Origin of the sequence: Kutzneria viridogrisea DSM 43870 (assembly GCF_000525635.1) — a bacterium.
Lineage (GTDB): Bacteria > Actinomycetota > Actinomycetes > Mycobacteriales > Pseudonocardiaceae > Kutzneria > Kutzneria viridogrisea.
The window spans coordinates 6030194-6051779 of the sequence record NZ_CP007155.1; the positions used below are offsets into that span (position 1 = coordinate 6030194).

The following is a 21586-nucleotide window of genomic DNA, read 5'->3' on the forward strand; positions in this document are numbered from 1 at the left end:
GGATGCGACTGGTCCCGCCGTGAGTGACACGACCTACACGCAACTGCTGGACCTGGCCTGCGGCGGTCTGCTGCTGACCGCGGTACTGGTGCTGTGGCGCCGGGAGCTTGCGGTGATCATCCGGGTGTTCGCGCTGCAGGGGGTCGCACTGGCCGCGCTGGTCGGGGTGCTGGCCGCGCGCGAGAGCTCAGTCGAGCTGGGTGCGGTGGCGGTCGGGCTGCTGGTGTTGCGCGCCGGGGTGCTGCCCTGGTTGCTGTACCGGGCACTGGTCGGCGCGGGGCCGGCGCTGCGGGAGACCCGGCCGCTGGTCAACGTCGCCGCCTCGCTGCTAGCCGCCGCCGTGCTGGCCCTGCTGGCCTACGCCGTCGCCCAGCCGCTGGTCGCGCTCGCGCCAGCACCGGCGACGCACGCCGTCCCGGTGGGGCTGACGGTGGTGCTGATCGGGTTCTTCGTGCTGGTCACCCGTCGCCGCGCGCTCTCGCAGCTGGTCGGATTCCTGTTGTTGGACAACGGCATCACCGCGATCGGGTTCCTGACCACCTCCGGGATCGGGCTGCTCGTCGAGCTCGGTGTGTCACTGGATGTGCTGTTGGCGGTGCTGGTGTTGCAGATCCTGACCACTCGGATGCGGGAGACCTTCGGCGAGGCGGATCTGGACGAGTTGCGGGAGTTGCACGACTGATGACCACCCTGTTCCTGCTCGTCCCGGTCGCGTTGCCGGTGCTCGGGGCGCTGGTCTACCTGGTGTTCGGGTGGCGGCCGGCCACGGCCTGGGTCAGTGCCGCCAGCGCGGCCGGTGTGCTGGCCGCCGCGATCCTGATCGCCGTGGAGGTCGCCGCCGGCCCACGCACCGCCATCGCGGGGCTGCTGCGGGTCGACGCGCTCTCGGCGTTCATGCTGATCGTGATCGGCGCGGTGGCGCTGCTGGCCACCGCCGCCACCCCCGCGCACCTGCGCGCCGAGATCGACGCTGGCCGCGCGACCGCGCGTACCGCCGCCCGGCACAGCGTGCTCGTGCAGCTGTTCCTGGCCGCGATGGCCCTGGCCGTGTCCGCGGCCGACCTCGGGGTGCTGTGGATCGCCGTCGAGGCGACCACCATCGTGACCGCGTTCCTGGTCGGGCAACGCCGTACCCGGTCCGCGGTCGAGGCGGCCTGGAAGTACGTGGTGATCTGCTCCACCGGCATCGCGTTGGCGCTGCTGGGCACGATCCTGCTCAACTACGCCGCCCAGCACACCCCGGCCACCGCCGGGCTGGACTGGGCCGGGCTGGTGGCCAGCGCGCACACCCTGGATCCCGGCGTGACCCGGATCGCGGTGGCGCTGCTGGTGATCGGGTTCGGCACCAAGGCCGGGTTGGCGCCGCTGCACGCCTGGCTGCCCGACGCGCACAGCCAGGCCCCCGCACCGGTGTCCGCGCTGATGTCCGGGGTACTGCTGTCCGTCGCCTTCTACGCGGTGCTACGGGTGAAGGTGATCGCCGATGCCGCGCTGGGCACCGGCTTCACCCGCATCCTGTTGGTGATCATGGCGCTGGCCTCGCTCCTGCTGGCCGCCTCGCTGTTGTTGGCGCAGCGTGATTACAAGCGGATGCTGGCGTATTCCAGCATCGAGCACATGGGGTTGCTCGCGTTGGCCGCCGCGGTCGGCGGCCCGCTGGCGATGGCCGCGGCGCTGCTGCACGTGTTGGGCCACGGGCTGGCCAAGGGCGTGCTGTTCCTGTCGGCGGGCCGGATCCTGCAGACCACCGGCACCAGCCACATTGAGCGGGTTCGGGGCCTGGCCGCGCGCCAGCCGCTGCTGGCCGGGTGTGTCGGGTTCGGGGTGCTGGCGTTGATCGGGTTGCCCCCGTTCAGCGTGTTCGCCAGCGAACTGGGCATCGCCCGCGCCGGCTTCGCGTCCGGACTGGGCCCGGTCACCGCCGCCGCGCTGCTCGTGGTCCTGGTGATCGCCGCCGCCCTGATCGCCCACACCAGCCGGATGCTGCTGGGGAGCCCGCCGGAAGGGCCCGGTGCCGCCACCGCGGTGCCGCGCCTGCCGGTGACGGCGGGGACCGCGCTGGTTGCCGGGCTGGTGGTGTGCGCCGCGATCGGGGTGAGCGCCGGGCCGCTGTCCGCTCTGCTGCACTTGGCCGCCGAGATTCTCACGGGGACGCGATGACCACCAACTTCGGCGAGCCGGTCGGCCACCGCCGCACCGCTCAGACGCTCACGCCGGCCGAGCTGCCCGGCCGCGCAGGGTCCTTGCTGGCGGCCGGTTCCCGGCTGGCGCTGGTCGCCGGCCACGACGACGGCGATGGACTGCGCGCGGTGTACCTGTTCACCGACGCGGCCACCGACCATCGGGTCGAACTGCACGTGCCCGTGGACCGCGCGGACCCGCACGTGCCGAGTCTGGCCGGGATCTCCTTTCCCGCCGGGCGCTTTGAACGGGAGATGCGTGACTTGTACGGCATCGTCCCCGACGAGCACCCACTGCCCCGGCGGCTGGTCCGGCACTTTCACTGGCCCCGGGGCTGGTATCCGATGCTCGCCGACGCGGGCGAGCCGCCCGAGTTCGGCGACGTGGACGGCCCCTACCCGTTCCGCACCGTCGAGGGCCCCGGCGTCTACGAGATCCCGGTCGGCCCGGTGCACGCCGGGATGATCGAGCCAGGGCACTTCCGGTTCTCCGTGGTCGGCGAGACCATCCTCAACCTCAAGGCCCGCCTGTGGTTCGTGCACAAGGGCATCGAGAAGCTGTTCCACGGCCGCAGCCCGGAGGGCGCGGTCGAGTTGGCCGAACGGATCAGCGGCGACACCGCGGTCGGGCACACCCTGGCGTTCTGCCAGGCGGTCGAGGACGCCCACACTTTGTTGGTGCCACAGGACGTCCAGCGGATCCGGGCGATCCTGCGCGAGCTGGAACGGCTGTACAACCACGTCACCGACATCGGCGCGCTGTGCAACGACGTCGGCCACGGTATCCTGCACGCCCACGCCCAGCGGATCCGGGAACAACTCCTGCGGATCAACGACACCGTCACCGGGCACCGGCTGCTGCGCGGCGCGATCCACCCCGGCGGCGCCACCATCCGGCAACTCCCCGACCTGCGCGAGCTGGCGGCCATCGCCACCGACATCGCCGAGATCGTCGCGCTGGCGCTGGACCACAGCATGGTGCGTGACCGGTTCGCCGGCACCGCCGTGCTCACCCGGGAGCAAGCCGTGGACCTCGGCACCCTCGGCTACGTCGCCCGTGCCAGCGGCCTGAGCGTGGACGCCCGCTACGATCACCCGTTCCTCAGCTCGGAGTTCCCCCGCACCCGGCACACCCACACCGACGGTGATGTGTTGTCGCGCTTCCTTGTCCGGGCCGAGGAGATCACGGCCTCGGTGGGACTGATCGCCGCGCTGTCCGGGAGCCTCGGCGGCTACCTCGGGGGCGCCGCGCCGGCACCGGGCGTTGGGCACCCCCGGTCCGGGGTGGGGATCGTCGAGGGGTGGCGTGGCACGATCACGCACCGCGTCGAGCTGGCCGCCGACGGCAGGCTGACCCGCGTGAAGATCGTCGACCCGAGCTTCTTCAACTGGCCGGCACTGCCCGTCGCCCTCGCGGACACGATCGTCCCGGACTTCCCGCTGGTCAACAAGAGTTTCAACCTGTCCTACGCCGGCAACGACCTGTAGCCGCCCCCGAGATGACATTCCGCAACGGACCATGCTGCCGGTCGTCGTGGGCGTGGATGGCTCCACGACCGCGCTGTACGCGGTGCGGTGGGCCGCCGGCGAAGCGGCCCGCCGTCAGGTGCCGCTGCGTCTGGTGTACGCCCAGACGCCGCCGGACGACCCGTGCGGCCACACCACCTCGGCACACGAGCCCCCAGGCGATCGGGCATGGGGGTAGCTGTGTGAGGCCGCCGAGGTCGCCTCCCGTAGGGCGCCCGCCGTGGAGTTGGATCTCCATACGTGCCGGGCCGACCCCGCCACCGTGCTGCTGGGAGAATCCGACACGGCCTGTCTCGTGGTCGTGGGCGCCCGCGGACGCGGCGGGTTCCCTGGCCTGTTACTGGGATCCACCGCGCTCGCGGTGGCCACCGGCGGCCACTGCCCGGCGGTGGTGGTGCGCGAACAACCGGTGGACAGCGGCCCCGTGGCGGTCGGAGTCACCGGTTCGCCACTGAGCGACATCGCCGTCGGGCACGCCTTCGACCAGGCATCGGCCCGCGCTGAGCCCCTGATCGCGGTGCACGCCTGGCATCCCCTGGGCGGGGACGTCGAGTTCGCCGCGGCGATGGGCCGGGACTGGGCGCAGCTGCAGGACGAGCAGGACCAGCTGCTCACGGGGTGGCTGGCCGACTGGCAGCGCGGGTATCCGGGTGTGCGGGTGACGCGCATGATCGCCACGAGGCGCGCGACCCGCCAGTTGCTCGACTACGACCGTATCGCCCAGTTGATCGTGGTCGGCTGCCGTGGCCGGAGCAGGATCAGCGGTCTGGTGTTGGGGTCGGTTCCTCGCGTACTGCTGCATCAGGCGCGTTGCCCGCTGCTGGTGGTGCGCACGGGACATGAGGTGAGCCTGCCGGCACGACCGCACGGCGACCGGTAGCCGCCGTCCGCACCGCCTCCTCCACCCCCGAACGTGACACATTTCGCGCAACTCCACACTTGCGAAATTCTTTAAGTGCGTAGATCATTAGGTCGTTGTTCGGTGGATGCCTTGCGGGGATGTGGAGATGATGAGCCAGTTCGCGACCGTTCTGCGCGAGAACATCGAGACCACCCAGCGCCACCTGACGGCCGCCCAGGAGGCCGGCCACCCCTTCGAGGTCCATCTGCACAGCGCCCGCCTGATGGACCTGCTCGACCGGGCCGCCAGCAACGGGGTGGACACCACCGGCTGGGTACCCGAGGCCGCGTTGGCCGCCGCCACCGCGAACTGCGCGTGATGGTGCCCCTCTACCAGGCCAAGACCGAGCTGTTCCGCGCCTTGGGCAACCCGGTGCGGATCCGGGTGCTGGAACTGCTCTACGACAGCCCCAAACCGGTGCACCGACTGCTGGCCGAGATCCCCATCGAGGGATCCCGACTGTCCCAGCAACTGGGCATCCTGCGCGGCGCCGGACTGGTCACCGCCCGCCGCGACGGCAACACCGTGGAGTACGCACTGAGCACCGGCGAGGTCGCCGAACTGATGGCGACCGCACGGCGGATTCTGGCCCACCTGGCCACCGGTCAGGAAGAACTGCTGGCCGAACTGCGGGTGGAGCGCGCCTCGTGACCCTCGCCGACCTCGGCACCGTCCGATACACCGCCCACGACCGGCCCGAAGGCGCCGGTGCCCTCGCGAAGGAAGAACCTGTGCGCCGCGGCCCGCACCCACCAGGCCCGGCCAGGACTGGCGCGCCCGCGGCCCGCGGGAGAATCGGCGTGACCGCCGGCGGCGCGCAAACCCCGGTGCCCGCCCAGCGCTCTACCGTGGCCCCTGCCCGGCGCGCACGCCCGGAGCGGGTGGCCGGTGCGGTGGCGGTGGTCAGCGACGGCAGCGGGCTGCGACACCGGGGCCGCGCCGTGGAGCCGGAGTCGGTGCACCCGGTTCTGGCCGACTACGCGAGGCTGATCCACGATCTCACCGGACTGCCCGCGCACCCGCTGACGGTGACCGCTACCGACGCCGACCACCTCGCCGTGAGCCTGCGCGGTCTGCCGTCGACATCGGGGCGATCGTGCTGACCCACACCGCCCCCGCACTGGCACGCGCCGCCCAGCAGGCCCTGCACGCGGTGGGCGGCCTGCCCGTGGTCACCGACCAGGACACCACCGCCATCGCCCTGACCGCCGCCGTGCTGACCGCGGTGACCCGCGCCGACCGCACGCCCTCGGCCAGCACAGTGGTGATCGCCGGCACCGAGCGCATGCCGGGGCTGTGCGCGCTGCTGATCGCCGTCGGCGTCGGCGACATCGTGTCCTGGAACAAGGCCGACGCCCACGCCTTTCCCCTGTACCACGTGGCACGCGGCGCCGATGCCGTCGTTGACCTGCTCGGCGGGACGCGGGAACTGGCTGAGGTCGCCGAGCACTCCCGCCGGACCGTGATCGCGCCCGACAACCCCGCCAGCCACCTGCTCGCCCTGCCGGGTCTGCTCACCGCCCTCGTGCAGACCCCCGAACCCGTCCTGGATGTCGCCCTCTACCGCGTGTGCGCCCTCGCGCTGGCCGCCTCCACGCCGCCAGGCCGACTCCTGCCCGACCTCACCGATCCCGCAGTCACCGACAACATCGCCCACGCGGCGACTCACACACTCCAGCACCCCCGAAACCATCGTTAGCCACTCATTTTTCGACACCCTCAACAATGAACGCCAACAGAAGGGAGTCACCCGAGTCGACACGCACAGTCGTAACCACGGGGCCCACGAGGCCGCTATTCATGCCTGACATGCATCCGTGGGTGCGGATAGCCGCAGCGCGGTGATCCGGCAGTCACCGTCCACACCTCCAGAGCCGCGTTTCCCCAGACAGGGGACATCACGGGCGCGTCAGCGGCAGTGCGGAACCCCCATGCGTGAGCGGCGATCACCCCGCGGACAGCGCCACGCCGCGGGCCGCTGGATTTTGTCCTTAAATTGATTTTCGCACACACCTCTTCGGTCGATGCGGTGAGCCGAAAGACACATTGTGTCGCCGCACGGCATCGATTCGGAAGCAGTACCCTCCACGCATTCAGATTGTCAATGACTTCGCGTCAGCGGTGCTGACGCACCCGTGAGGAGCGGCAGGATGACCACGGCACCCATCCCCGGCCTGGACCGGGCACCCACCACCCACCGGCGGCTGCTGGCCTGGGTGCGGGAGGTGGCCGAGCTGACCACACCAGAGCAGGTGGTGTGGTGCGACGGCTCGCAGGGGGAATGGGACCGGCTCACCACGCGGTTGGTTGAGGCCGGCACGCTGGTCCGGCTTACGGCGAAGCCGAACTCCTTCTGGTGCGCCTCCGACCCCGCAGACGTCGCGCGGGTCGAGGAACGCACGTTCATCTGCTCCCGCGAGCGCGCCGATGCCGGACCCACCAACAATTGGATGGACCCGGTCGACATGAAGATCATCATGACCGAGCAGTTCCGGGGCGCCATGCGGGGCCGCACCATGTACGTGGTCCCGTTCTGCATGGGCCCGCTGGGGGCCGAGGATCCCAAGCTGGGCGTGGAAATCACCGACTCGGCCTATGTGGCGGTGTCGATGCGGGTGATGACCCGCATGGGCTCGCAGGCGTTGGCCGCCTTCCTCGACGACGAGGGCACCGAGCGTGACTTCGTCCCGTGCCTGCACTCGGTGGGCGCCCCGCTGGCCCCCGGTCAGCAGGACGTGCCGTGGCCGTGTGACAACACCAAGTACATCAGTCACTTCCCCGAGGAGCGGATGATCTGGAGCTACGGCTCCGGCTACGGCGGCAACTCCCTGCTGGGCAAGAAGTGCTACTCGCTGCGCATCGCCTCGGTGATGGCCCGCGAGGAGGGCTGGCTGGCCGAGCACATGCTCATCCTTAAACTCACCTCCCCGCAGCAGAAGGTCCACTACATCGCCGCCGCGTTCCCGTCGGCCTGCGGCAAGACCAACCTGGCGATGCTGGAGCCGACCATCGAGGGCTGGAAGGTCGAGACCCTGGGCGACGACATCGCCTGGATGCGCTTCGGTGAGGACAGCCGGCTCTACGCGGTCAACCCGGAGTTCGGATTCTTCGGCGTCGCACCGGGCACCGACTGGCACACCAACCCCAACGCGATGCGCACCGTCGAGCGGGGCAACACCCTGTTCACCAACGTCGCGCTCACTGACGACGGCGACATCTGGTGGGAGGGTATGGGCGAACCCCCCGCGCACCTGACGTCGTGGAAGAAGCAGGACTGGACCCCGGCCTCCGGAGAACCGGCCGCGCACCCCAACTCCCGTTACCGCACCCCGATCACCCAGTGCCCCATCACCGCCCCGGAATTCGACGACCCGAACGGCGTGCCGCTCTCGGCGATCCTCTTCGGTGGCCGGCGCGCCGACACGGTGCCGCTGATCACCGAGTCCCGTGGTTGGGAACACGGTGTGTTCCTGGGTGCCACGCTGTCCAGCGAGACCACCACCGCCGCCGTGGGCAAGGTCGGCGTGGTGCGCCGTGACCCGATGGCGATGCTGCCGTTCATCGGCTACCACGCCGGGGACTACCTGCAGCACTGGATCACCATGGGCAAGCACTCCGACGCCGACAAGCTGCCGAAGATCTTCCACGTCAACTGGTTCCGCCGCGGCGAGGAGGGCCGCTTCCTGTGGCCCGGCTTCGGCGAGAACTCCCGGATCCTCAAGTGGGCCATCGAACGCATCGAGGGCACCGCCTCCGCGGTGGCGACCCCTATCGGCTACGTGCCCACCACCGCTGCTCTCGACCTGACTGGACTGGACACCCCGATCGAGGACGTCCGGGCCACGCTGAAGGTCGACGAGGCGCAGTGGCGTGCTGAACTCCCGCTCATCGAGGAGTGGTTCGACACGATCGGCGACAAGCTGCCCGCCACGCTGCGCGAAGAACTGTACGCCCTCACCGAGCGGCTGGCCTAAGGCCGGTCCCATGCTGCTGGCGGGGTCCACTCCCCTGGCCCCGCCAGCAGCCCGAAACGCCCGCGCCCTGGGCGCGGCAGGCACGTGAGGATCGACCCGATGGCGTTGACCGACCTGGCCCCAACCCGGACTCGCACGGGGACGGTCACCAAGCGGCTGCGGCTGTTCGCCGGCCGAGCCCATCCCGCGTTGGCCGACAGCGTCGCGGCCCACCTGGGTGTCCGCCTCACCCCGCAGTCTGCCTACGAGTTCGCCAACGGAGAGGTCTTCGTCCGCTTCGCCGAATCCGTCCGCGGCTGCGACGCCTTCGTCCTGCACGCCACCGCCGCCCCGATCGACCAGTGGCTGCTGGAACAGCTGATCATGGTGGACGCCCTGAAACGGGCCAGCGCCAAACGCATCACCGTGGTCATGCCCTGCTACCCCTACGCCCGCCAGGACCACAAGCACCGAGGCCGCGAGCCGGTCACCGCACGGCTGGTCGCCGACCTCGTACGTACCGCGGGCGCCGACCGGGTCATGACCGTCGACCTGCACGCCGCCCAGATCCAAGGCTTCTTCGACGGCCCCGTGGACCACCTGCTCGCGCACACCCTGCTCGCCGACCACATCCAGCCCCATTACCGGGGCCGGGACATCACCGTCGTCGCACCCGATGCTGGCCGCGTCCGGCTCGCCGAGAAATGGGCCGACCACCTCGGCGGCACCCCGATCGCCTTCCTCCACAAGACCCGAGACCCGCGACACCCCGACGCCACCACCACGAACCGCGTCGTCGGCGAGGTCACGGGCCGGTTGTGCGTGGTCGTCGACGACATGATCGACACCGGCCACACCGTCGCCGACGCGACCCGGGCCCTGCTCGCCACGGGCGCCACCGAGGTCATCGCCACTGCTACCCACGGCGTGCTCTCCCACGGCGCCACCGCGCGCCTGGCCGCCTGCGGGGTGGGTGAGGTCGTCCTCACCGACACCCTGCCCATCCCCGAGGACCCCCACTGCCCGCAACTGACCGTGCTGTCCATCGCGCCGCTGCTGGCCAGGGCCATCCACGAGGTCTTCGACGACGGCTCGGTCACCAGCTTGTTCGACGGCCACGCCTGACACCGCCCCGCACCAGATAAAGGGAAACGCGGCTTCCGCGTACTGTCGACGGAGCGTGTGGGGTTCCAGAACTTGGCCGCGTGGACTGACCTGGTGTTTCACGCTGCGCGCTCGTATTCGTTGATGAGACCTCCCAGGACCTGTCGGCGCTTGATCCGCTCGTGGTTGAGGTTCGGTGTGGGTTGCTGCGACCGGGGAGGGCTGAGCTGGCGACCCCGATGAGGTCGCCGGCCGTTGTAGTGCGCTGCGTACTCAGCGAGGACGGTTCGCAAGTGTCGTTCACCGAAGACCAACATGCGGTCGGTGAGTTCGGTTCTGGCCGTGAGCACGAATCTCTCGGCGAAGTAGTTCGCCCTCGGGCAACGAGGGGGAATTTTCACTACTTGGATGCCCGCGTCAGCCAGGACAGCGTCGAACGATGCGGTGAACTGGTCGGCTCGGTCACGGATGAGAAATCGGAAATGGGCCGCGCGATCGCCGAGGTCCATCAGAAGATTGCGGGCCTGCTGCGTGGTCCATGCCCCATCGGGGTTCGTCACCATACCGAGGATGTGCACGTAGCGGCTGCCCACTTCCAGGACGAAGAAGACATAGATCCGTTTGAGCGTTACCGCGCAGTCGACGTGGAAGAAGTCCACGGCCAGCATGGTCGAGGCCTGCGTACGGAGGAACTGTCGCCATGTCGTATCGGTGTACCGGGATGGTGCTGGCGGTATCCGACACCGCGTGAGTATCCTGCGGATCGTCGACGCGCCCACGCGATGGCCGAGCTTGAGTAGCTCACCCTGGATTCTCCGATAGCCCCAGGTTTGATTTTCGTTGGCCATCCGGACGATCAACGCTGCGATGGTGTCATCGACGGGTGGTCGACCAGACCGGTTCGGATAGGTCCACTTCTTGGCCACCAGCCGGCGGTGCCAACGCAAGATCGTGCCCGGTGTGACCAACCGGTGCCTGCGTAGCACCGTGGGTAACAGTCGGGTCAGCGCGGCGAGGACCGCCCGGTCGGCCCAATCCAGGTGGGGCTTCGGGGTGGCCCTGCGCAGTACAGCGACCTCGTGGCGCAAGACAAGCAGTTCGACGTCTTTGGACGCCGAGCTGCGACCGAACAACAACAGCCAGCCGAGAAACCGGATAAAGATCAGATACGGCAGGCGCAACGACACATCCACGATCATGCCCCGCTGCCGGAGAGCACCGATCATCGCAACTCACAGACGCAGGCTGACTTCTGGAACCCGACAGGTCCTTTCGGTTGTCTCATGCCGACGTCACCCAAGATCAGTCTCATTTTCACGGCATTTCTCGGCAGTGACCTGGGGAGTGGTGATGATGACTCGGCAGCGAAGCGGTAGCTTCGCCAGCACTACGAACGTGCTCATCGCGGCGTGACAGTGCGTTTGAACCAACCCTGGCCTGAACGTCTGACCGAGTGGTCTTGATCCGGCAAAGGTAGGACTGCACAAGTGACCCGCACACCTCCTCAACGATCCCGGATACGGTCACGGAGGTGATCTCCATGTCCGTACATGTTGGAGGCTGCGATGGAGCGTTTCCTCGCCCCGCATGAGGCGGCTGTGTTAGCCGGCGATGTGCGAGTCGTGCTGTGTAGCGAGGTTGACGGCGATCTCAACGAGCAGACCGTCGTAGCCGCGCTGACGCATCTGCAGACCTGCTACCCGCTGCTAGCGGGGACGTTCTCCACCAAGGATGGCCGTCCCCAGATCGTGGTGAATGACCGGCCAGCGCACGTGGCACTCGATCACGGCACCAGCTACGAGGAGGAGATCAACGCCGCTCTCACCTGGACGCCTGGCCCCTTGCTGCGAATCACCCTGCTCCGTGAACCCACCCGTACTCGCGTGGTGATGACCCTGCCGCGCGCCTTCGTCGATGGCATGAGCTATCTGGCGCTGCACCGCCGGTTCTGGGCCATCTACGCCGCGCTGCTCGCGAACGAACCAGTGCCCGTCGAGGTCGTCGAACCCGTACTGGGACCGGCGTTGGACGACCTGCTGGCCGCTCGCTTCTCACAGCAGCAGCTCCACGACTTCGTAGCGCAACGAGCACAGTCGGACGCCGACGCGGTCCCAGCGGTCCTGCCACCACTAGCGTCGGTGAACGGCATGCCCGGCGCCGACCAGACGTTCCGGACCATTGCCGTCGAGGTCGACGCCGACCGGAGCGCAAACCTGGCCCAGTACGCCCACGACGCCTCTCTCTCCCGCAACGCACTGGTCTCCGCAGCCCTGCTGACGAGTCTGCGAACGTTTCTGGAACCGGCGACCGGAACGGTGCGGATGCTGTGCACCACGGCCGTAGACATGCGCCGCCGGCTGCAACCCCCGATCCCGCCTGAGGTACTCCAGTCGGCGGCGACTACGACCTCGATCCGGTTGGAGGTCGACTCGGCCGCTACGCCGGTGGATGTTGCACGCGAGCTCGCCAGCCAGCTGCACGCTGCGGTGGACTCCGGCGCCGCCGCCATGGAACTGGCCACCTTCGAGTACATGATCGACCAGCACCCGCCCACCCTCGTCATCACCGACGTGGGTGCCATCGCTGAGCCTGTCTTGCCCGACGGACTGGACGTCACCGGTGTGCGCCTGGCCCCTCTCGGCCATCTACCGATGATCTTCGCGGTCGTCAGCCGATACCGGCAGCGTCTCGACATCAATCTCGCCTACAGCAGGGCCTGGTTCATCGACTCCCAGATCAACGACCTCGCCACCAGGGTGTCAACGACCCTGAACGACCTCGCGGAGCCCACTGCCTCCGTGACTAGTGAGTGAAGTCCGGCACGACTCTGTCCCATGGACCAGCGGAAAGGCCGCTACAGCAAGGCCATGCTCAAGGCATCGAGTTCGACCACGTCCCATGGACGGGCCTGTTCCGAGCGGGTACCTGAGCATCGGAAGTTGACCACCGGCAACACTGGGTCGGCCGCACTCGCCACGAGCACTCCTCACTACCGAGTAGCTGTTGGCAAAGAACACGGTCCCACCGGACAGACACGCTGGTGCAACGCCGCGACGGCATGTCGACCGCACCACCCAAACGGCCCAGGACCAACTCCACCCCGACTGTAGTCGTCTCAACCGCACTTCATAAATGAGGTCGAGATGAAGTCGGCAGTGAGAAGATGAAGTCAGTTTCGAGATCCTACAACATCTGTAGGATCCCACCGCCGCTGACATGTAGATCTTCACTGACCAGGGCTTTCTCGGCGGACTCGCGGTCGTACCACCCATGATCAGTCTCAAATCCGTGGCATTTCCTCGCCCGACACCGGCCAGGTCAGCGGTCGTGCAGCCCATCGCTGGCGCCGCTCGGGTTGTCGAGTTCGTCGAGTTGCCGCTGCACCCGGTCGGTGTCCTCGTCACGCCCCTGCTGCTGGTACGGCTCCAGGGCATTTCGCCACACCGTGCGCGCCTGCTCATGCTGGCGACTGGTCGAGTTTGGCACGGACTTTGTCGGCGTCGGGGCGGCCGCCGAGTTCCTCGAAGATCGTCAGGGCTCGCTGCCAGGCATCACGGGCGGCAGGCCGGTTGCCGGCGGCGAGATGGATGTCGCCGAGATCAGTGAGCGTCCGGCCTTCAGATGGGCGGTCGCCGAGTTCCCGCCACCGGGAGATGGCCCGCTGGTAGTGGGCGCTGGCCAGGGACTGCTGGCCGAGGTGGTGTGTTGGTTATGGGAGTGAGTTCTGGCCCCGCCCTACGACCTCTTGAGTTCTGGCCCCACGGGCTTGATCACGAGGTTGGTTCCGGGGAGTTCTGGCCCCCGACAGGGGCTGTCTGGCTGGGACATGGTGCCAGCGACGCGCTGTCGTCATTGACGAAGAAACGACGCGCGATTGTGGGGACAGAGCCGCTCGTCGGAGGAGGATGCGTGCTGCTTGTCGTGAGGGAGTGGCATGCCTCAGAGCAAGGTCGAGTTGTTCGCCGCGATCCGGCGGGACTCGAGGATCGAGGGCCTGTCGGTTCGGGCGTTGGCGCGCAAGTACGGCGTGCATCGCCGCACGGTGCGGGAGGCGCTGTCGTCGGCGTTTCCGCGGCCGCGGAAGAAGCTGCCGCCGCGGAAGTCGCGGCTGGATCCGTTCAAACCGGTGATCGATGCGACGCTGCGTGCGGATCTGGACGCGCCGCGCAAGCAGCGGCACACTGCGAAACTGACGTCCCGGCGCTCGTCCGGGCCGTCAACCAGCTCACCTTGGAAAACGAACAGCTCCGGGAAACGCTGGCCGATCCCGGCGGGACCGTGACCGCGCTACGACCACGTCACTCACCCTCTCGCACGACGGGGCCACGACGCGGGTCACTGTCACACGAGCAGCACCTCGAGCTCCGGAAGTCGGCCGAACAGGTCGGGGAGGCCGCGCACGCCGTTGCGCACGGCCTCGTGCGACAGCGCGAGGTCAGGGCCGGTGCTCGTCTCAACACCGGCCAGGCACCGGAGAATGTTCCACCTCGTGTGCCCCAGCCAGCCGCCGATCATGAACACAAACCAGCTTGGACCTGACGCCGGCAACGCTCCGCCCCCCTCGACATAGCCGTCGAGGACCGAGCGGAAGATGGCGGGCTTGATGTCGTCGAAGCCAGGTCCCTTCGCGAGGCTCAGCGCGGTCGAGCCGAGCTCACTGGACAGGTCGAGCATCCCCGAGAGCTCCCAGTCGAGCACCACCGGCCGACCCTCTCGAGCCAGCAGGTTCCACGGTTGGATGTCCCTATGGGTCAGCACGATGGGGCCTGGCCGTTCGCAGGTGTCGACGAAGTGGGCAATCGCGAGGAACGTCTCGACGTGAGAGGCGAGTTCGTCAGCCCACGGCTGTCCGGTCGCCGCCGCCCGCGCGGCGAGCTCGGGCCAGTCCCGTGACGTCGGTTCCTCGATCGACACGTGGGTCCACGCGACGTCGAGCGCGTGGATGCGCGCGAGGATCTCACCGATCTCACACGCGTACGCCGCCGACACCGGTGCTTCTGGCACCTTTTCTCCCTCGACCCATCGGTGAACGAGCGTGTCGTGGCTGGCCGAGATCGGCTCTGGCATCGGGATGCCGGCGGCGAAGGCCGCCCGCTCAAACCTGAACACGTCCTCGACGCGATAGGTCCAGCGGCGGTCGACGAGATTCAACTCCTTCACCGCGAACGACCCTTGGTCGGTGTCGAGCCGGTACATCCGGTTGGCGAACCCGCCGTGGACGCGGATCATCGGCCCGATCGGCGAGCCGAGATGCGAAAGGTTCACCCACGCATGCTAGGGGCTGGCAGTTCATCGATGCACCGGACTTTCCCACGATGCATGCTCACGATCACCGCCACGCCGACGAACGGCCACAACCCGACCACTCACCAAACACGCCTTAGGGCTGATCATGCGCACCCAGCACGGCGGCGACATCAACCTCACTCGGCCCGTGTTCGTCGGACAAGCCTGGGTCGACATGTTCATGCACACCGACGAGGGACGGATTCCGGCTATGAAGTGGCGCTACGTGGTCTAGCCGGACAGCAGCACGCGCGAACCATGACAGCAATCCGACACGTTCACTTGACAGGGAACATCATCGAAACCGGCACCGACTCCTACCGGCTGGCCCATACCCGCACCCAGCACGCCACCCCACCAACCTGACTGTTCCCGATGCCTGCCTACCAGCCCAGCGACCTGCCGCCCGAGGACGCGGACTTCGGGCCCAGCCACGACGAGATCACCGCCGAGTTGCTCACCCTCTCCTGGCAGTTCTTTCACACCAGCCCAACGGCTTGGGAAGAGCTCCGACGCTTCCTCGCTAGCCATGACCACCACCCCGTCGCCGGTCTCGAAGCCTTCCTGGACGGTCTCCAGTTCAGCGCCAACCACCTCCACCGCCGCAGCCGCGGACACAGCACCTGACTCGAACGAGGATCGACAAGTGGGGCCAAAACTCACTCCCACGAATCGTGATCACGCGAGCCAGGTGGGGCCAAAACTCGCCGCCGCAATCAAGCCCAGTCAGACGTTGCAGCTGGGGCCGGGCGTATGCGTTGCCAAACGCCCCCTCATGCCGGTGGTCTCCACGTGCGTGGAGGTGGGTTGTGGGATGCTCGGCTGGTTAGGACGCGGGTTCCTGTGCGGGGGCAGGCATTTACTCATGGGCGGGTGAGCTCTACTCGGCGTGCCGCCATGTCACCAACGCGGGCTTGTCTCCGTTCTGCATCAGGAGCTCGCGCATCCCCTCCGCGACAGTGGACTGCGGAATCTTGTCCTCGGGCGGAAACTCGCGGTGGCTGCCCCTGTAGTAGTACGTCAGTGGTTCAAAGAAGGCGGGCGGTTCGCCGCCGTGTGGCTTCGCTCGCGAATTGCGACGGCGCATGTTCTCCAATCACATAGACGCAGATGAGTGCCGCCCATGATCCGTGTCGTCTCTGACCTATCGCCAGACCGGACCAGTAGATCAGAGAGGGTTTGGTGGTGACGGCGAGATTCGCGAGCAGACGACGCCAGCATTCACGAGCAGAGCCAGCCGTGGCTCTAGCAATGGCACGGCCCGTCCGGAGTGGAGTCCTGCTCGGGCCTGCTCCACATCAGGACACCGGCCTCGCCGGGGACGCCGACGATCAACAGGTGGTCCCAGTCCTCCACCACCGACACCTCCAGCGGGACAGGCCCTTGTCCCGGTACTTCTCCGCATACGGGCCAGCACGGAGCCGATGTCGTCAGGGTTGGTGATAACGACGGGATCGTCGGCGTGACTGTGGTCCCAGTACACCTGTTGCTGCGGTGCCATGACGGCCGTTCACCTGCTTGGTAGATCTTCACGAATCCGATCAGGCCGTGCATGGTCAACCGATGGCCCTCGGCCAGCAGGACCGGCAGACGGCGATCGCCGCACCACCCACCCACGTTGAACGCGACGACAGCCCCTACACCGCGATCACACGCATCTCACTGTGTTGCCCAGGCCGTGGTGGTCGCCGCACCCTCGTGGTCCAGCGACCGTCACAGGCCACCTCGCCCAGCACACCGGTGGCCTTGGACTCATCCGGTTGCGTGCCAGATCTGGATGATCCACGACTCGAAGGTGTCATAGGACCGGTCCGGGTCGCGCTGATCGACCGCCCAGCGGCGGGCCCGGAACCGGTACCGGCCGGGACTGGGCAGGGCGATCGCGGTATCGCTCGGGCTACCGGTCAGGCTCGCGAGCAGAAGCCTGCCCGTCGGGGTCGCGAACTCGCCCTCGCAGCCGTGGACCACCTCCGGCATCGGGTCGGCGGGAGCGTGCTGGTGTACCTCGACGGCGATCGCCGCGAAAATCGACTGGTCCATGGCGTGAAACCGGGCTCCGCCGTAACCGCTGGCAGCCACCCACGCTGAGTCCCTCGGGATGTCGATCTCGGCGAGTGAGGCATCACCGAAGACGTCGAACAGCACGAACTGCGAGAACTCCACGAGCACGTCCCGGGTGATGCGGCTCGGCATCGTCCTCAACTCCTTGTGCCGCATGGCGCGGGCGTGTCACTGGGGGCGAGGTTGACGTACTGCGCGATCCGGTGTGCCGACAGGTCCAGCGCCGCTGCCTGGATGGTCAAGGTGCCGGGGCGCTGCTGGTCGGGACAGCGGTGGGCCGCGGTCTGGGGTGTCGGGGAAGGTCGCCGGCTGGGATCCGGGACTGGTTGCGCACACTGGTCAGCCATGGCGCCAGGATAGTGAGCGCCACGGAGGTGCCGGTGGCATCGGGAGTGCCGCGCATCCGGCCAGGATTGGCCAGGCGTGAGGGATGATGCCGTCGCGCCCGGTGAGGCGCGGGTGCATGGGTTTAGTTCCGCAGGTCGGTGGGCGTGTAGACGCAGCGCAGCGACAGGACCAGCACGGTCACGTAGTGATGTGTGGCCAGCAGCACCAGCGCCGCCGCCGAGCGGTCCAGAGGGTCTCTGTGCTGGTAGAACGGGGTGTCGGTCGTGCTGTACCGGGACACGGTGTATTGCCCCGGTCCCAGGGGCTGTCCGGCTTCCAGCCAGGTCACCGCCAGGCTCCACGGCTGCGGCTGGGTCGCGCACGCGGTCGTGTGCGCAGCGGTGTAGTACAGGCCGGGCAGGCTGCCCGCGTCGTAGGTCCGCGGGCCCTCCGGCCGGCCCTTGTACCACTGGTAGTAGTTGATGGGCATGTTCACGTCGGTGGTGCCGCGGGTCCAGCCCGCCGCGGTGAGGCTGTCGTCGAGGCGCCGGATGGCTGCCGGTAGGTCCCCGTCGAATCCGGTGTACTGCACGACGCTGGTCCGGCATGCCAGTGAGTCCGGTGGCGGGGACCCGAAGGTGGTGTGCCCGCTCAGGTCCAGGTCGCACAACTCGTCGCTGGCGTGCGGGCCCCAGTCCAGTCCCGGTAGGTGGGTTCGCAGTGCCGCCAGTTCCAATTGGGCGGAGGCCAGGTGCGACTGCCGGTCGCGGGCGGCGATCCCACTCTCGGCCGCGTGCTCGTACTCGGCACGCGAGAGGCCCCCGCCGCACCCGGCCAGGACCAGGCACAGCGCGAGGGCCGCCAGCACAGCAGGACGCACCAGTCCAGGACACCAGCCCCGGGCCGGGGGCACCACAAGGATGGGAACAGGATCGCCACTCGTTACGGGTGACTCCTGTTCCTTTTTGCTTTGTTTGCGCTGGTCACGACGCTGCCGGCCGCCGTCGAGCGACAGGAACGCCGCGTCGTGGGCGGTCCGGCTGGCTGCGGTGACATCGCGACGGTGTCGGCGGCGGACCGTGAAGCCGACGCTTCTCGGTCGCCGCCCGTGGTCACCTGTCGATGCTCCTGTGGGTCACTCGGCACCCGCTTTCAGGGCCTCGCTCATGGGAATCCGGAGGATCTTCCTGCTCGACAGCTGTTTGGTGACCTGGTATATCGCGATGATCGCCACGAAGGTGACGACGACGTGCAGCGGGCTTATCACCATCGGTATGACCATGTTGATGGTATCGGCGACCACACCGAACAGGGCGTCCCCGAAGCCAATCATCAATGGCACCCCGAGGACGAAACCGAGGATTACCGCCGGTGTCGAGCTGTTCAGGATCAGCTTCGCGATCTCCTTCCTGCGGTAGCCGAGGATCTTGAGCAGCGCGATGGAGTGGCGGTTCTCGTCGATGATCAGTGATGTGACGAGGAAGAGGATGACGACCGCGATCAGGACCGCGAGCGCCGTCACCGAGCCGACGATGAGCCCGGTCGGTGCGCTCAGGTTGTCGAAGGCCGTGGGATCGCGCGTGTCGAGCACCCCGGCCAGTTGGTTCTTGTCGAAGTTCATCTCGTGGTCGGCGAGCACGGTGCCGTAGCTCCCGGCCGGATACCCGGTCATCCGGTTGAGATCGTCGATGGGCATGGTGATGAACTGCTCGCTGTAGGCTTGGACGATCCCGTCGATGCGCAGGGTATACGCCGCACCGTCGAGCTTGCTGACCAACCGGACGGTGTCGCCCACCCCGATTCCCAGCCGGCTCGCCAGCGGAGCGGTGATGTTCACCTGGCCCCGCGGAAGAGCAGCACCACTGGTGTCCTTGAGCCGCAGGCCGACCGAGTTCGGTTCTACCCCCGTCAGGTAGAACTCGAGCGAGTCCTTTCCCTCGGGATGCACACGAATCGTGTGGTAAGGCTCCGCGCCCTGCGGCAGGGGCCGCTGCTGAAGGTTCTGTATCTGCGTGAAGTTGTACTCGATGGGGTACTGGTATCGCACGAGGGAGCCCTGCTCTGTGGCCACGCTCATCGAGTTGTTGAACGTGAGTCCGAAGAGCATGACCATCGACGCCGCAGCCACACCGAGGATCAGGAAGAGCAGGCGCGGGATGCTCCGCGCCTGTTCGCGGATCCTGAACTTCGTGGCGAACCGGAACCGGTCGAGCGGGAGTGCGCGTTCGAGCGCGTTCACCTTGGCCGCCTGCTCGTCGCCCTTCATGAGCTCGGCGACGCGCTTGCCGAGAATCCGACGGATCACCAGCAAGCTCGCCGCTCCGATCAGGACCGTCGGCATCAGCACGGCGATCGCGAGGTTGAGCGGGGAGAAGCTGGTCCCGATGCCGGGCAGGTTGTACGCGGACAGCATCGAGTCGACGACGGGCCCAACGGCGAGCAGCGCCAGCAGCATACCGGCGATGGCTCCCACTGCCGCGACCAGCAACGGTATCGCCAGGTAGTGGCGAGTCATCTCGCGGCGACGGTAGCCGAGCGCGTACAGCGTGCCGATCACGACGCTGTCGGACTTCACGGTACGCATGACCATCACGCTCACGATCACGCAGCTCAGCAGAAAGAAGGCGACCGCCACCGGGAAGCTCATCGCCTGCATGCTCTTGATGTTGCCCTGGGCCATGCTGATCCGCGGATTGTCCGAGGCGCTCATCCACTCCGAGATCGAGTACCCGCCGGCACGGATCCGGTCGCGCAGGTTCCTGGTCTGCGCTTCGATGTTCTCCCGGTCCCGGAAACGCACGCCGTAGGTCCCGGTCGGGTTCGCGGCGGCCCCCGAGAATGCCGCCATATCGGCCGCCGACACGACACCGATACCGAAACCGGTGGTCGGCAGCACGTCGTAGAAGTTCTTGAGGATGTAGACGTAGTTCGGCACGGCCGCCGTGCCGACAATCGTGAAGGGCTTGCCTTCCAGGACGATGCCGCCACCGACCCGCAGGCCCTGCGCTTGCAGGAAGCGCGGATCGAGGAGGATCTCCCCTTGGCCCCGCAGGCCCCGACCGGTCAGCACCGTCGGAACGTCGACCTTGTTGCCCGCGGTGAGAGCGCGCAGCACCCCGTGCGGCAGCGTGACGTCGTGCCGCTGTTGCGCCTCGATCGTCGAGCCGGACCCCGCCCCCAACGCCGCGATGTCCGCGAGGGGCCGGTCGGTCGTGAAGGTCAGATCCTCCTGCTGGTTCGCCGTCGCGAACCCGTCCACCGTCCGCTCCAGGCTGCCTGCCACGCCGGTGGCCGCCGTGAAGTAGAAACTGCCCAGGAGAACGAGGACGACGATGCCGGCGAACCGGAACTTCTGCTCGGCGAGGATGCGCCGGACGCGGTGGCGCAGGGCGGTCACCAGCTGATCCTCTCGGCCGGCACGGGCTCCGCATTCTGCGTCGCGTGCTCCACCTCACCGTCGCGCATACGGAAAACGGCGTGCGCCATCTCGGCGACGGCGACGTTGTGCGTAATCATCAGAATCGTCGTTCCGAACTGGGTGTTCACCCGCTGGAGCTGCGCGAGGACATCGCGCGACGTCGCGATGTCGAGCGCACCGGTCGGCTCATCGCACAGCAGCAGTTTCGGGTTCTTCACGATGGCTCGCGCGATCGCGACACGCTGCTGCTCGCCACCAGAGAGCTCCCGGGGGAACCGGTTCTTCTTCTCGGTCAGCCCGACGGCGGCGAGCACCTCGTCGATCGCCAACGGCTGCTTGCTGATGTTCGACACCACCTCGATGTTCTCGCCCGCCGTGAGGTTGGGCACGAGGTTGTAGAACTGGAAGACGAAGCCGACGCTCTCCCGCCGGTACTCCACGAGCCCGTCGTCGTCGAGATCGGTGATGCGCTCGCCGTCCACCTCGACGACGCCCTCGTCCGCGCGATCGACCCCGCCGATGATGTTCATCAGTGTCGATTTCCCCGAGCCGGATGGGCCCAGGATCACGCCGATACGGCTGCGGTCCAGTTCGAGCGCGGCCCCCCTGAGGACGGGCGTGACCACTCCCGTGTCGTAGCTCTTCGCGAGCCCTGATGCTGATACGAACATTCCATGTCCTTTTCTTATGCGGTGCCGAAGGTTCTGTGCTCATCGACACCGAGTAGCAGAAGTGGCCGGTGGGCAAGCGGATGACAGCGATGCTCAAGGGCGTCCCGGAATCGCCGCGTGGCTCTGGGCCAGGGATTCACCGACATCGCCGAGGGCAC

23 protein-coding genes and 1 pseudogene are annotated in these 21586 nt (G+C 67.8%); 15 read left to right on the forward strand and 9 right to left on the reverse strand.

From position 1 onward, the window contains the following. The first annotated feature begins 19 nt into the window (after nt 1-19). The 11 genes and pseudogenes from KALB_RS26785 (at nt 20) to KALB_RS26830 (ending at nt 9686) form a co-directional block, all read left to right on the forward strand. Nucleotides 20-682, forward strand: a complete 663-nt coding sequence (locus tag KALB_RS26785) for a hypothetical protein (RefSeq protein WP_025358766.1) — start codon at nt 20-22, stop codon at nt 680-682. Continuing rightward, nucleotides 682-2160 carry a proton-conducting transporter transmembrane domain-containing protein gene (locus KALB_RS26790; protein ID WP_025358767.1) on the forward strand — a complete coding sequence of 493 codons (1479 nt, stop codon included), beginning with the start codon at nt 682-684 and terminating at the stop codon, nt 2158-2160. Before KALB_RS26785 ends, KALB_RS26790 begins: the two co-directional genes overlap by 1 nt. After that, the gene (locus tag KALB_RS26795) at nt 2157-3668 is read left to right on the forward strand and encodes a hydrogenase large subunit (RefSeq protein WP_025358768.1); all 1512 of its coding nucleotides are present in this window, start codon (nt 2157-2159) and stop codon (nt 3666-3668) included. The genes KALB_RS26790 and KALB_RS26795 overlap by 4 nt, the downstream gene beginning before the upstream one ends. 31 nt (nt 3669-3699) lie before the next feature. Then, nucleotides 3700-4095: pseudogene (locus tag KALB_RS49425) on the forward strand (universal stress protein); the annotation flags it as partial. 36 nt (nt 4096-4131) lie between these two features. Beyond that, complete coding sequence (locus KALB_RS26800) at nt 4132-4587, forward strand: universal stress protein (RefSeq protein WP_236650392.1); 456 nt, start codon at nt 4132-4134, stop codon at nt 4585-4587. 127 nt (nt 4588-4714) lie between these two features. After that, complete coding sequence (locus KALB_RS26805; RefSeq protein WP_030109112.1) at nt 4715-4927, forward strand: hypothetical protein; 213 nt, start codon at nt 4715-4717, stop codon at nt 4925-4927. Continuing rightward, nucleotides 4927-5259: an ArsR/SmtB family transcription factor gene (locus tag KALB_RS26810; RefSeq protein WP_030109113.1), complete on the forward strand. Its 333-nt coding sequence runs from the start codon at nt 4927-4929 to the stop codon at nt 5257-5259. Before KALB_RS26805 ends, KALB_RS26810 begins: the two co-directional genes overlap by 1 nt. Before the next feature lie 149 nt (nt 5260-5408). After that, nucleotides 5409-5711, forward strand: coding sequence for a hypothetical protein (locus KALB_RS26815; protein WP_148309675.1), 303 nt, complete (start codon nt 5409-5411; stop codon nt 5709-5711). Beyond that, entirely contained in the window at nt 5705-6307 is a 603-nt protein-coding gene (locus KALB_RS44295; RefSeq protein ID WP_025358772.1) for a hypothetical protein, read from the forward strand. Before KALB_RS26815 ends, KALB_RS44295 begins: the two co-directional genes overlap by 7 nt. 451 nt (nt 6308-6758) lie before the next feature. Continuing rightward, nucleotides 6759-8582: a phosphoenolpyruvate carboxykinase (GTP) gene (locus tag KALB_RS26825; protein WP_025358773.1), complete on the forward strand. Its 1824-nt coding sequence runs from the start codon at nt 6759-6761 to the stop codon at nt 8580-8582. Between the two features lie 99 nt (nt 8583-8681). After that, nucleotides 8682-9686, forward strand: coding sequence for a ribose-phosphate diphosphokinase (locus KALB_RS26830; RefSeq protein WP_025358774.1), 1005 nt, complete (start codon nt 8682-8684; stop codon nt 9684-9686). Between the two features lie 98 nt (nt 9687-9784). On the opposite strand, the gene KALB_RS49430 is transcribed toward KALB_RS26830, so the two are convergent. Next, the gene (locus KALB_RS49430) at nt 9785-10864 is read right to left on the reverse strand and encodes an integrase core domain-containing protein (protein ID WP_236650028.1); all 1080 of its coding nucleotides are present in this window, start codon (nt 10862-10864) and stop codon (nt 9785-9787) included. A gap of 366 nt (nt 10865-11230) precedes the next feature. Here KALB_RS49430 and KALB_RS26840 point away from each other — a divergent pair, with 366 nt between their 5' ends. Beyond that, the gene (locus KALB_RS26840; RefSeq protein WP_025358776.1) at nt 11231-12478 is read left to right on the forward strand and encodes a phthiocerol/phthiodiolone dimycocerosyl transferase family protein; all 1248 of its coding nucleotides are present in this window, start codon (nt 11231-11233) and stop codon (nt 12476-12478) included. 505 nt (nt 12479-12983) lie between these two features. On the opposite strand, the gene KALB_RS49940 is transcribed toward KALB_RS26840, so the two are convergent. Both KALB_RS49940 and KALB_RS50270 read right to left on the reverse strand, forming a co-directional pair. Next, nucleotides 12984-13109 (reverse strand): hypothetical protein, encoded by a 126-nt coding sequence (locus KALB_RS49940; RefSeq protein WP_268872219.1) that lies wholly within the window; start codon nt 13107-13109, stop codon nt 12984-12986. Between the two features lie 13 nt (nt 13110-13122). Further along, on the reverse strand, nt 13123-13347 hold the full coding sequence (locus tag KALB_RS50270; RefSeq protein WP_081789970.1) for a tetratricopeptide repeat protein: 225 nt from the start codon (nt 13345-13347) through the stop codon (nt 13123-13125). Between the two features lie 252 nt (nt 13348-13599). On the opposite strand from KALB_RS50270, the gene KALB_RS50105 reads away from it, so the two are divergent. After that, nucleotides 13600-13947 (forward strand): GntR family transcriptional regulator, encoded by a 348-nt coding sequence (locus tag KALB_RS50105; protein WP_025358778.1) that lies wholly within the window; start codon nt 13600-13602, stop codon nt 13945-13947. 59 nt (nt 13948-14006) lie between these two features. Here KALB_RS50105 and KALB_RS26855 read toward each other — a convergent pair whose 3' ends face one another. Further along, on the reverse strand, nt 14007-14930 hold the full coding sequence (locus tag KALB_RS26855; RefSeq protein WP_025358779.1) for a phosphotransferase family protein: 924 nt from the start codon (nt 14928-14930) through the stop codon (nt 14007-14009). Nucleotides 14931-15057: 127 nt separating this feature from the next. Here KALB_RS26855 and KALB_RS49945 point away from each other — a divergent pair, with 127 nt between their 5' ends. Beyond that, nucleotides 15058-15186 (forward strand): hypothetical protein, encoded by a 129-nt coding sequence (locus tag KALB_RS49945; RefSeq protein WP_268872220.1) that lies wholly within the window; start codon nt 15058-15060, stop codon nt 15184-15186. Nucleotides 15187-15326: 140 nt separating this feature from the next. Continuing rightward, a complete protein-coding gene (locus KALB_RS26860) occupies nt 15327-15578 on the forward strand; it encodes a hypothetical protein (protein WP_025358780.1) in 252 nt (83 codons plus the stop codon). Between the two features lie 253 nt (nt 15579-15831). Here the strand turns inward: KALB_RS26860 and KALB_RS50275 are convergent, their stop codons facing one another. The 5 genes from KALB_RS50275 to KALB_RS26880 all read right to left on the reverse strand — a co-directional run bounded on the left by KALB_RS50275 (nt 15832) and on the right by KALB_RS26880 (nt 21428). Continuing rightward, the gene (locus KALB_RS50275) at nt 15832-16038 is read right to left on the reverse strand and encodes an Imm1 family immunity protein (protein WP_411931074.1); all 207 of its coding nucleotides are present in this window, start codon (nt 16036-16038) and stop codon (nt 15832-15834) included. A gap of 665 nt (nt 16039-16703) precedes the next feature. Continuing rightward, nucleotides 16704-17144, reverse strand: coding sequence for a hypothetical protein (locus KALB_RS26865; protein ID WP_148309676.1), 441 nt, complete (start codon nt 17142-17144; stop codon nt 16704-16706). A gap of 337 nt (nt 17145-17481) precedes the next feature. Further along, complete coding sequence (locus KALB_RS26870) at nt 17482-18219, reverse strand: hypothetical protein (RefSeq protein WP_148309677.1); 738 nt, start codon at nt 18217-18219, stop codon at nt 17482-17484. Between the two features lie 255 nt (nt 18220-18474). Next, a complete protein-coding gene (locus tag KALB_RS26875) occupies nt 18475-20736 on the reverse strand; it encodes an ABC transporter permease (protein WP_025358784.1) in 2262 nt (753 codons plus the stop codon). Beyond that, a complete protein-coding gene (locus KALB_RS26880; protein ID WP_025358785.1) occupies nt 20733-21428 on the reverse strand; it encodes an ABC transporter ATP-binding protein in 696 nt (231 codons plus the stop codon). The genes KALB_RS26875 and KALB_RS26880 overlap by 4 nt, the downstream gene beginning before the upstream one ends. Between the last annotated feature and the right edge of the window lie 158 nt (nt 21429-21586).